This window comes from Xenorhabdus yunnanensis (assembly GCF_028598805.1).
GTDB lineage: Bacteria > Pseudomonadota > Gammaproteobacteria > Enterobacterales > Enterobacteriaceae > Xenorhabdus > Xenorhabdus yunnanensis.
Map to the genome: position 1 here is coordinate 1 of NZ_JAQRFI010000018.1, position 11,278 is coordinate 11,278.

The window sequence follows — 11,278 nt, forward strand, 5'->3', positions numbered from 1 at the left end:
AGGACAAAAAATAATGTCAGGAGCACGACGGGATTTTGGGGGAGTCAGGGAGAGGCTGTCAATACGAGGTGACCCGTTCTGGTCGTTTGTCTAAATCATTTATGCCCCAAAATGTGTTGCACACTACTCCTGTTAAAAAAGTTAAACTGGATGGGGTCACCTAGAAAATCTAATGACTAATTAAAAGAGTTAATAAGAAAGACTCAACTAATTGGCTTTATGGTGCATAACCGAAACACAACGTAAGTTTGCACCATAGTAATGTGTTAAGTTAAGTCGGCTATTCGCTCAAAACTGCCCGAGATTCTTTGAGCGGGCAGCATCTGCACAGTGTACTGACCGTTCGCCACGGGAATACCTGCTGCGCCAGACCAGTAATGGGTTAAGTAATCAAAGGTGCATGTAAATATAGTGGAAAACCCAGACCTTAATTAGCATTTTGTGTAGTTGCCAGTTCCCTTTAATCTGAGCACTTTTTTAGGCTGATGCGCCAGTTATCACCAGACTGCACTTGGTATCTGGCAGCGAAGTTATCCATATTGAGTGCTACCGATACCTGTAGCAGGCTGTTGAGATACACCAAAGGTTGACCTTCAGGAACTTCACCAAAGCTGCTGACATATGGGGCTTTGCCTTCATACCGGATCTTATCCCCTTCACTTATTTTAATGCAGACCTTATCCCCTTTGTGAATACCTACCTTACTGACCTGGCTGTCATTGATATTACTCCAGACGTTACCAAACCGTACATCTAGAACTGGAATAGTACCCTTAAGAGTTCCATCCCTTTCAGCTACACCAGTCTGATAAGGGATCTTTACTACTTTATTTGGTAACAGCGGCCCCACCTGTTCATAGCTAATAATACCTGAAGCAAGTCGTGCCCCAGTATATGCGTATACATCACGTCCATGAAAAGTATATGATTTTTCAGAGCCAGGTACACGGTTGAACTTCTCGTCAATCTGACGTACAGATTCAATACCAAAGTGTTCAGCTACCAAGGTCAATGTTCCATTATCCGGTGAGACTATGTAATGACCACTCTGTGTCTTGAGAACCACTGAGCGCCTGTCAGTGCCCACTCCCGGATCCACCACGCTTACAAAGACAGTCCCTTTGGGCCAGTATGGTAAAGTCTGGTAAAGGCGATATGAAGCTTCCCAAATATTATAAGGTGGAATTTCATGTGTTAGATCATAAATAGGCTGGCTAGGATTCACCTTGAAAGATATCCCTTTCATAACCGATACTGCCCCATCTTTTAGGCCGAAATCTGTCTGAAACACCAGGGCTTCATTGGCAACAGTAACCGTACTTACAAGAGCGAGAGAAAGACTCGCAGCCCGGAGAGTAGTTCGAATATCCATAACTGAATCCTTTTCATTTAATAACGGGAGACAAAATATACAGTTCATAGGGATTTTGGGAACAATGGAACAGTAAACACCTTTAAGCGTTCAATTTAAATAGCTAAAAATGATCTGTCAGTCGAAGTCAGAGATCTCACAATATATTTATTTCATTTTGGTACATTTGATGCCATACGGGGCGTCCATCTCATCAGATTAGGTCTAGCTCAGATCATCAATAGTGTCAGATCGAGTCTTATTTGGTAATCACATTGGTACAACTAACTCGCTTTTGCACCAAAATTTGTTAGTCCTATATAAGAGCAAGTTACTTGGGAGTGATTTCGTTATACCTGAACTAATGGATGCTCAAGATACAAAACTTGACTCTAGCGGGAGGTCTATTGCCTACAGATACTGAGTGTTCATAGCTTTGATACACCAATATTACCGAAGTCACACAGATAGAAGTTGTTTGTTGAATAATTATTAAACATCATTCACTTACAGCATAAAACTGGTAATATGTTATTAGTTTATCTAGGTGATAGAACGAGATAATGCTCAAAATACGAATGCACAAAGCTGATAACGGTGACTGTGTTTCTATTGAAACGGAGTCTGAATTCATCTTAATTGACGGTGGCACTGCACAATCCTTTGATAACTGGAAAAAACAGATTGTTGGACAGGTTGATAAGATTGACTCGCTAATTGTCACTCACATCGATAACGACCATGTAAATGGAATTATCAAGTTGTTGATTCATCCTGAGTGTCCAAGTATCGAACAGGTTTACTTTAATGGTGCAGAGCAACTATTTGGTCAACTTGCAGAAGATGGTCAAGTTGATCAGCGTGCAGACGTTAAGCTACAGGCCTTATCGGAAGAATGCTCTGATGTAGGCGATAAGGAACCAATTGGGTACTCTGAGGGCACGTCGTTGTCGTATGTGATTTCTAGCAATGGGATCAAGTGCAATGACGTAGTTGATGGTGAAGCTCTATACAGAGAGAAATGTGAGGGCTTTGACATTGGCTCTTTAAAATTCACTCTCATTGGTCCCGTGCACAGCTCTCTAAGTGAACTAAAGAGAATCTGGGAAGACAAGCTGGAAGAGCGGAACATCAGACCTCGGATTATAAGCAAGTCTTACTATGATGCATTTGAGCAGTACGCGAGCAATGTTAGAGAGCCAGTCCCTAACAATCACGAAATTTCATCCACAGAACAAAGCAGTATTCAGACGTTAGCTAACACACCTTTTGACGATGATGATTCACCAACAAACAGAAGCAGTTTTTCATTCTTAATTGAATCGGATGGTAAACGGATTCTCTACTTGGGTGATTGTCACTCTGAAGTAGTTACATCTTGGCTAGACCAGCAAGAACTAGAGAAAATCAAAGTTGATGTTGTAAAAATCTCGCACCACGGGAGTCAAAACAACACCAGCTTAGAGTTGTTAAGACTCATTGAATGTAACAAGTACTTGATTAGTACAAATGGTAAATCCCACGGTCATCCAAACTTAGAAACACTAGCCAGAATTGCTCTCGTGAATGCCGACTTCGAGACTGAAATTTTCCTCAACTACGAGCTAGAAACGATACCTGATTGGTTTGTGACCGAGCTGAATGCAAGTTATCCATCAATAAAGTTACTAATGAACTCTTGCGAGGTTGAACTATGACAGTAGGGGCATTGGAAGAGTTTAAGCTCGATTCTATATATATCCTCCAGACTTCATTTACTGGTGGTGGAACAAAGCGCGGGACGTGTTTTTCTATCGAACAGGATTTGCTACTAACGGCGAATCATGTCGTAAAGGATGCAACTTCAGTAAAAGTATTTTTAACGAGTGACTCTTTTGCAGAGGGACAGCATATTGAAGCTGAATGCATCTACAGCAATGTAGATCTCGACGTTGCAGTCCTGAAATTACCAGATGGAACTACAACAAGTTCTTTGGGCTTGTATGCGACGAGCGTGAACTTGGATAGTGATGTGAAATCTTGCGGTTACCCAGTAGAAAAAGAACATTATCCCGCTCCAATCAAAGTCAAAGTGACGAACACGTTTGAGCACATGACGAGCCGTGAATACAGCTTTGAGGTTTCACAATCTGACACGGTTAGTAAGTACAGCGGTATGTCTGGCTCTCCAGTGATACATGATGGCCGTTGTTTAGGCATTTTGTTGGTTCAGCAGGGCGGTAATACTCTGTATGCGGTATCTGCGAAAGACTTTCTAGGAGACGCGTCACTAAAGAAAATCGTTTATAATCATGGTGTAGAGATAACGGTTCAAGAGGGCATCGGTTATAAAGCTCCTGACTTTCCTGCATCTCCATTTAAGTACTGTATTAACTGTAATGTAGGCCTTCCCAACATTAAAGGTATTGATATCGGCTTTACGATGGAGTGGTGGAATATCAGTGACTTTACGGAGACTGTTTACGATTGGATTATCGATTACTGTTTATCACATAAGCAAAAAGCCAATTTTACTGGAGGAAGCAGAAGCCTATTCAAGTACGCGAGGTCTCACTATCCAACAGATGACTTAAATGCACTAGGTGATCTCTGTTTGCATATCGCGATCCGTGAGTCTTACTCGACAATTCCTGTGATGAACAAGGTTTTTGATGTAAATAATAAGACTTTTTCATGTACTCACGCCGTACTTAATTTTGACAGTATTGAGCTATGGATTGGAGCCTCCGCCGTCACAACTAACATTGAAGAAGCCGTTCAGTCAGCTATTGAACGTGTTGAATATATTATGGATATAAAATCACTTAAAAACAGACTGTTCACTCTCACCTCTGAAATAGATGAATCATGGCCTCGTAAAGAGAAGCTACAAAGGCTAGCAAACTCAAGTCTGGAATTAGATGAAAGGTTTGACAAAATTATCATTCCTATATTCATTATGCATGATAGTGAACTGATTAAAAATTATGATAAAAGTAATTTCTTGAACTTGTTCAACGAGAAAGTTGCAAATTGTAGAGGGCTGTTGCAAGCAGGGTTTGATGAAGGCGTAATTGATTTGCTCGACTTAAGAGTATTTTATTTTCCAGTGTCAGATGTCAATGAAGTAAATGGTGCATTACTTGAGGAGCTAAACTCATGAGTGCTTGGTATCAAGATTCAAAGAATAAACTAAATGATCCATCATTCACTGAATGGGATAACTTTTTGATATCATTGATAAATAAATACAATGAACATTCCAATGAATCATTGGTTCAAGATATTGTTATTAGGGCGTTGGAAAGAAAAGATGAAATGCCTTGTGGCTTTATTTTGGATCATATTTTGGGTGAGTTAGGTCTATATCCATACGTTGATAAAGAAAGTAACACATCAAAAGATAAGTTTAGACGTAGCATCTTCACTACTCCTCAAGATGAAGAGAAAACTTTTCATATCCGCCAAGCTGAAGTATTCCATAGAATAATGAGTGGTGAGAATGTTATTCTTAGTGCTCCGACTAGCTTTGGTAAAAGCCTCATAATTGAAGCGCTTGTTGCTAGCAATGAATTCAACAATATCGTAATAGTTGTGCCAACGATTGCTCTAATTGATGAGTTGAAGAAAAAACTATTTAAGTATAGGGAACAATACAAAATAGTTACTCAGGTATCGCAGAAACCTAGCGAAAGGAATGTATTCATTCTTACTCAAGAACGGGTTTTGGAATATGGTGATTTGGATTCGGTCGATTTCTTTATCATTGATGAGTTCTACAAACTTGCTCCAGTAAGTAAAGATGATGAAAGGTGTGACCGTTTAAACCTAGCATTTAGAGCGTTATATGCGAAATGCAAGCGATTCTACATGCTGGGTCCTAAGATTAACGGCTTGGTTTCTGGTATTGAAGATGAACTAAGATGTACGTTCCTTAAATTCGATTCGTACGCTACGGTTGCAACCAATGAATTTTACTATCCTCTCAAAACGACGGGGAAAGATGTTCTAGTCGATGAAGAGAGAGATGGGATATTGAATTCCATATTGACTTCAATAGGTAGAAAAGAACAAACGGTAATTTACTGTAAGTCACCCAAACGAGTTAGTTCATTGATGTATCGTCTTTTGAGCGCAGGCCTGCTGACGGCAGATGATACAAATGACAACCTTGCTACTTGGTTGGCTGAGAACTTCCACAGTGATTGGTCTTTGGTTGATGGAGTGAAACATGGTATCGCATATCATCATGCTCAGCTTCCAAGAGCAGTAGGTGCTTTAATAGTCGATCTATTTAATGAATCAAAAATCAATATTCTTGTTTGCACTTCCACGCTGATAGAGGGTGTGAATACTAACGCTAAGAATATTGTTATATATGATGACTGCATCACAAAGAAAACAAAGCTAGATATGTTTACTTTTAACAACATATCTGGACGTTCGGGTAGAATGTTTGAGCACTTTGTTGGAAATGTATATATATTTGGCGATAAACCGCAAGTGGAGCTTCCGTTTATTGATATGCCCGTTGTAACTCAAAGTGAAAATGCATCAGAGTCTTTGTTACTTCACCTAGGCGCAGATGTTAATGAAGAGAATAAAGGCAGAGTTAAGAAGTTCTATGATCAAAAAGTTCTTCCAATGCCATTACTGCTTAAGCACCAAGGTATTGACCCTAACCAATTGATAAAGTTAGCGGAAGAGCTAATAGAAAAATGTAATGCTTGGAATAGCTTGATGTGTTGGGATAGTATTTATCCAACATCCGTGGAGCTACGGCATTTGTCTAATATTTTGTTCAAGCATTTCAATATATCCTCTATGGGTGGCGGTACGGTTCGCTCTGCGAGTCAATTGCATAGGAAATTATTAGATATAATAAACAAAGTTGATGATAAAGATTTAATTCTGCAGAATTATAGTTATTGGAATGGACGGGATAAATCTTATAGTGTCGATGATTCTGTTCAAGCAGTATTTAATTTCAAGAAAAATCTAGTCAACTATAATCTTCCTAAAATAATATATGCTATAAGTGATGTTCAGGAGGTGATATTTAAGAGGTTTGAATATCCTTTTGGTGACTATAAACCTTTTGCGGCCTCACTTGAGAACTTCTATTATCCAGCAGCAATAAACTCGTTGGAAGAGTTTGGGATACCAAATCAAGTGGCTAAGAAGTTTGTCGAGAATAATAAAAACAAAATTGCCGATATAGATAGCATAGACTCAGTAATTGACTTTTTGATTGCGTCAGATGAAAAATCATATCCATACTTATCGGAGTATGAGTTAGGGTTTGTTAAGAAAGCACTATCCTATATGTAGTTCGTAATCTATTCGATTTAGGTGGGCTGGCAAGTTGCCAGACCTACTTGTTACAATTTTACTACTGAGGCTATCTATATATCCAAGTTATTGAGAGTTTCATGATGCTATTGTTGATTTTCAGGACAATAGCATCATGTCTTGCCTTTTACCATCTGAGCTTTGACTTACTTTTTCTCATTAGAACTAACCAAACAAGGGTAAGCTCTGTAACTCATTTATGTCCAGAAGTGAGTTAGCGGTAACATATGAATAATCGCCTAAGATTCAAGGTTGCTTTGCTCATATTCCAATGACCAGAGCAGCAGACCGTGTGTGCTCCAATACAACTTATTCGCCCTCAATATTCTGGTAATACACCTGCTTAATATAACGTCCGCGCCCGTCACCATGCCCTAAATCCATCGACACCAGCGCCAGCGCTTCCCGCTCGCTGAATCCTTGCGCTATATAATGCTCCCCGGATTGCTGAGCAAAATGATAACGCATACTGTGTGGCGCTTTATTGCCGTGCAGTCCCGCACTTCTGACAATATAGCGGTAACGGTCGATAGCCTGAGTAATAGTCGGTTTATCAATCAGTTTGCCGCTATGCCCTGCCTGCTCCCGCTCGGCGTAGGCAATGGCATGTTGCAGGGCTTCCCGATCCAGTATGACCGTCTGCCTCGGTCGCCCGCCTTTGGTGCCAAACACCACCCACACGGAGGGATGCCCGTTTTCCAGCGCTTTCTTCCAGGTCGCTAACGATTTGTAGGCTTCGACCGCTTCTTTGGTGCGCAGCCCCAGCACATAAGCCAGTTGCATCACCGCTGCCACGCTCCGGTCTTTTTGCTCCACCTGCTGAAAAATGTCCCGGAATGCAGCCGGTGTCAGCGCAATTTTTGTTCCCTTGCGGCTCGTCTCAGCGATACCCAATGCCCGGTTACTCAGACGGTCATTCTCGGGATCAGCCAGCTTGTGCTTTCCGGCCTGCGTTAAAATGGCTCGCAGCACCGACATTTCATTTTGCAGTGTCCGGTGACTGATATTGTTGACTTTGCGCTCAGCCATATAGCGCTCAATATATTTCACCTTCAGACTGTCCATTTGCCGGAGTTTGATGCCATTGTTTTTCAAATAATCAAGGAACTGCCGGGCCATACGCTCACGATCCGCCACCGTAACAAAACTTCCGCCCGCCTGTCGGGCATGCGTGATAAAGGCTTTTCTGAACTGCTCAACCTTTGAACGTGTCGATCCCTGCGCCATTCCCGCCTCTCTTGCTACTTTTTCATTTTTAGTCGTTTTTAAAACAATTCCCTGCGTGTCGGTTCAGATTCACCGTTCCGTGGTGCGTCAGACAATGTGTAGCAGGGCGGGATTGTGTTGAGTTATTGCAGGAGCTCGCGACGTGCTCAGCACAGCGATGACATGCTCCCCGTTCAGGGCCTGATCAGTTCAGGATAAACGCCTCATTATCTTGACGTGATTCATTTCTCCTTAATTTTTACTGCATCAGCCTGCAATCAGGCAGTGGGTTGAAAATCCGATAGGACAATCGTTTATCCATCAGACAACAGGGTGGTTAATAGTCTGTTTTACGTGGTTTCACTGAGTAATGTGGGATTCAAATCGGTCATAAAGCCAGACCGGATGGGCTATGGACGTTTGCCGCTTTGCGGCGTCACTTGGTAAACGCTGCGCTTTAACACAAGTGACGCCGCGCAATATTCGGGACGTTTATCGTGATAAATGCAAAATGTGGGTGAATGTTGTACCGGTTAAAATGGTAACGTTCAGCCTGAGACAGAGAATGTTCTGCCCTGTTGTGTGGGTAGCCGGTGGCGAATAACACCGGTAAACTTTCATCACCAACCGTGGGTTATTGGTCTGATGATATCTGCTTCCAAAAGTGCGCAGATGTACCGCATTGCATGCACTCCCTTTCAGGCTACGGGAGTTTTTACTTCGCCGCTTAACGCTGATCCTTACAGGCAATGGATCATTAGTAACAGTTAATACCTTATCGATTAGGTTGAGCGGGGTCAAATTTTTGTTTGATGATGAATTGTGGGGAAAATATCATTATTTTCATGATAAACAATGGTATTTTCCTCTGTTTATAACTTAGACAGGCTTGTGAGATGCCCGAGTCCTTATACCACTACACTGATAGCACCGTCATAGCGAAGTGATAATCACGTGGTAATAAGATTTGATCCCCTCTAACTAACGAATACCAAACAACCAAAACACAAAACCTGCCAGAAATCCTGACGTACTGATTTTTAGATACATTCCAATATTATCGCTAATGAAATGAAAAATTTCTTTTCCACCACCAACCCAATAACCAAGTACGTGAAACATTATACACATTAGAAACACTGCCAGAAAAAAAGAACAAGATAAATACAACATGACCATGATCGATTTAGTTTTATTTCTTTTCACCTTGTTTCTCCTTATTTTCTATAGCGCTTCCGACACCACTATTAAATAAACCTGATGCAGCTGAATCTCCTAAATTACCCATGGTAGAAGGAATGGAACTTTTTGATGCAGGCCTTGTAATCGTCCAAATACCTATAGGTTGCCATTCATATTCTTTTGACACAGGGTTAAAAATTTTATTGAATGGAACCTTGATAGTATTACCGATCGCATATCCTACACTGGCTCCGCCTTTACTTATTATTGCATTCAAGAAAGGATCATCTCCTTTGATTTCTGCTGTGTAATAGCCGCCTACTGCATTCCAAGTAACGGTTGGGTTATAACCTTTCCCAGCTGTGATAGCGCCGACAACACCTGCGCCAATTACATCAGATAACTTCACTTCTCCTGTTGTGCCATATTGAATAGCTGCATTTACACCACTGGTGACGCCTGCTGCAAGTAGCTGTTCTTTCCCTTTCGCCCCCTGAATCATCGCCTTTGCACCAAAGACCATCACAGGCCATGAAGTTGGATCTAAGGCAACAGCGGCAACTCTGTTAGAAGTGGTAATATTATCCTTCAAAAACTGTAAATCCTTACCATTCAAATACTGCACTATCTTGATGGCGTCAGGATCTTTTAGTTTCTCTGACAATCGAATTTGTAACGATCCCTCATCAAGCGCCACATTCGTATTTGCTTGAATAATTTCTTCATAAGTCACGCAGGTAATACCGCCTCCTTTGCATTTTTCCTCTAATTCGGCACTATTCTTATTGCTGATGTCCAAATACTTCTGAATGACAGCACCGCAGTCCCCTCCTTTGGCCTTACACTCGACCAACTCTTTATCAAAACGGCGGCTTTCGTCTTCGTGCAAATAGTTATTCTCAATCGCATTCTTCGCTGTCTGTGCCCCGGCAACTCCGCCTGTGGTAGAGTTGGTGGCCAGTCCTGCGGCAATCCCGCCTGCCAGTGTGGACAAGTTGCTGACGGTTTACCAAGAAGTGATCCCGACCATATGGTCGGGATCACTTCTTCATACACAATAGCGATAATGTGGCTTATTTCTTATAATAATATGATATCCACAATATTATTCCTAAGGGTACTCCCATTAATCCTAATTTAATTGACAAAAACAGATTTCTATTCAAATAACTTTTTATATCATCCCAATTATTAGAGGAAGCTGGACTCAACCAACTCATAAAAGAAAAAACAATAAAAAGAGCAAGAAAAATAGAAACACATGAGTAACAACATAAAATAACTAGATGAATACACGTTTTTTTCCTATTTTTCACCTGTAACCTCTTTTTTAGAAAGACTATTTACCGTTGATTCAGTAGTTGCACTACCTACAGTATTCCCTATTATATTTGGTATTGGGTTTTGTTTTACTGGTTTCGTAATTGTCCAAACACCTGTCGGCACCCATTCATACTGTTTAGATATAGGGTTTAACACCTTATCCATAGGTACTTTTATTACCGCTGTTCCTGTATAACCTATGCTTGCTCCAGCTTTTGCCATAAGTGCTCCAAGGAAAGGATCATCACCTTTAATTTCTGCCGTATAATAACCACCTACTGCGTTCCAATTAACGGTTGGGGTATATCCTTTTCCTCCGGTAATTAAACCAACAGCTCCGGCTCCAACCACGTCTGATAATGTTACATTTCCTGAAGTACCATACTGAATTGCTGCGTTCATTCCGCTAGAAACTCCCGCAGCCAATAGTTGCTCTTTTGCTCCAGTTCCATTAATAATGGCCTTGCCACCAAAGATCATCACAGGCCATGAAGTTGGATCTAAGGCAACAGCGGCAACTCTGTTAGAAGTGGTAATATTATCCTTCAAAAACTGTAAATCCTTACCATTCAAATACTGCACTATCTTGATGGCATCGGGATCTTTTAGTTTCTCTGACAATCGAATTTGTAACGATCCCTCATCAAGCGCCACATTCGTATTTGCTTGAATAATTTCTTCATAAGTCACGCAGGTAATACCGCCTCCTTTGCATTTTTCCTCTAATTCGGCACTATTCTTATTGCTGATGTCCAAATACTTCTGAATGACAGCACCGCAGTCCCCTCCTTTGGCCTTACACTCGGCCAACTCTTTATCAAAACGGCGGCTTTCGTCTTCGTACAAATAGTTATTCTCAACAACAAAATCCCAGCTTAACAGCTG

General features: G+C 41.1%; 9 protein-coding genes. 4 read left to right on the top strand and 5 right to left on the bottom strand.

Annotated features, from left to right (window positions below; genetic code table 11):
* Window positions 1-460: 460 nt before the first annotated feature.
* Window positions 461-1,366 carry an SAM hydrolase/SAM-dependent halogenase family protein gene (locus PSI23_RS09455; RefSeq protein ID WP_373567315.1) on the bottom strand — a complete coding sequence of 302 codons (906 nt, stop codon included), beginning with the start codon at window positions 1,364-1,366 and terminating at the stop codon, window positions 461-463.
* A 548-nt stretch (window positions 1,367-1,914) separates the two neighbouring features.
* Here PSI23_RS09455 and PSI23_RS09460 point away from each other — a divergent pair.
* From PSI23_RS09460 to PSI23_RS09470, 3 genes are read left to right on the top strand one after another with little or no spacing between them, the layout of a single operon-like run.
* Window positions 1,915-3,048, top strand: coding sequence for a ComEC/Rec2 family competence protein (locus PSI23_RS09460; RefSeq protein ID WP_092520569.1), 1,134 nt, complete (start codon window positions 1,915-1,917; stop codon window positions 3,046-3,048).
* The gene (locus PSI23_RS09465; protein ID WP_273554859.1) at window positions 3,045-4,493 is read left to right on the top strand and encodes a Hachiman antiphage defense system protein HamA; all 1,449 of its coding nucleotides are present in this window, start codon (window positions 3,045-3,047) and stop codon (window positions 4,491-4,493) included. The genes PSI23_RS09460 and PSI23_RS09465 overlap by 4 nt, the downstream gene beginning before the upstream one ends.
* Window positions 4,490-6,661, top strand: coding sequence for a DEAD/DEAH box helicase (locus PSI23_RS09470; RefSeq protein ID WP_273554860.1), 2,172 nt, complete (start codon window positions 4,490-4,492; stop codon window positions 6,659-6,661). The genes PSI23_RS09465 and PSI23_RS09470 overlap by 4 nt, the downstream gene beginning before the upstream one ends.
* A 330-nt stretch (window positions 6,662-6,991) precedes the next feature.
* Here PSI23_RS09470 and PSI23_RS09475 read toward each other — a convergent pair whose 3' ends face one another.
* Complete coding sequence (locus PSI23_RS09475; protein WP_273554861.1) at window positions 6,992-7,909, bottom strand: integrase domain-containing protein; 918 nt, start codon at window positions 7,907-7,909, stop codon at window positions 6,992-6,994.
* A 391-nt stretch (window positions 7,910-8,300) separates the two neighbouring features.
* Here PSI23_RS09475 and PSI23_RS09480 point away from each other — a divergent pair, with 391 nt between their 5' ends.
* Window positions 8,301-8,492, top strand: a complete 192-nt coding sequence (locus PSI23_RS09480; RefSeq protein WP_273554862.1) for a hypothetical protein — start codon at window positions 8,301-8,303, stop codon at window positions 8,490-8,492.
* 377 nt (window positions 8,493-8,869) lie between these two features.
* On the opposite strand, the gene PSI23_RS09485 is transcribed toward PSI23_RS09480, so the two are convergent.
* The 3 genes from PSI23_RS09485 to PSI23_RS09495 all read right to left on the bottom strand — a co-directional run bounded on the left by PSI23_RS09485 (window position 8,870) and on the right by PSI23_RS09495 (window position 11,239).
* Window positions 8,870-9,094: a hypothetical protein gene (locus tag PSI23_RS09485; RefSeq protein ID WP_273554863.1), complete on the bottom strand. Its 225-nt coding sequence runs from the start codon at window positions 9,092-9,094 to the stop codon at window positions 8,870-8,872.
* The gene (locus PSI23_RS09490; protein ID WP_273554864.1) at window positions 9,081-10,064 is read right to left on the bottom strand and encodes a VENN motif pre-toxin domain-containing protein; all 984 of its coding nucleotides are present in this window, start codon (window positions 10,062-10,064) and stop codon (window positions 9,081-9,083) included. The genes PSI23_RS09485 and PSI23_RS09490 overlap by 14 nt, the downstream gene beginning before the upstream one ends.
* 311 nt (window positions 10,065-10,375) lie before the next feature.
* Entirely contained in the window at window positions 10,376-11,239 is an 864-nt protein-coding gene (locus tag PSI23_RS09495; protein ID WP_273554865.1) for a hypothetical protein, read from the bottom strand.
* Window positions 11,240-11,278 lie beyond the last annotated feature (39 nt).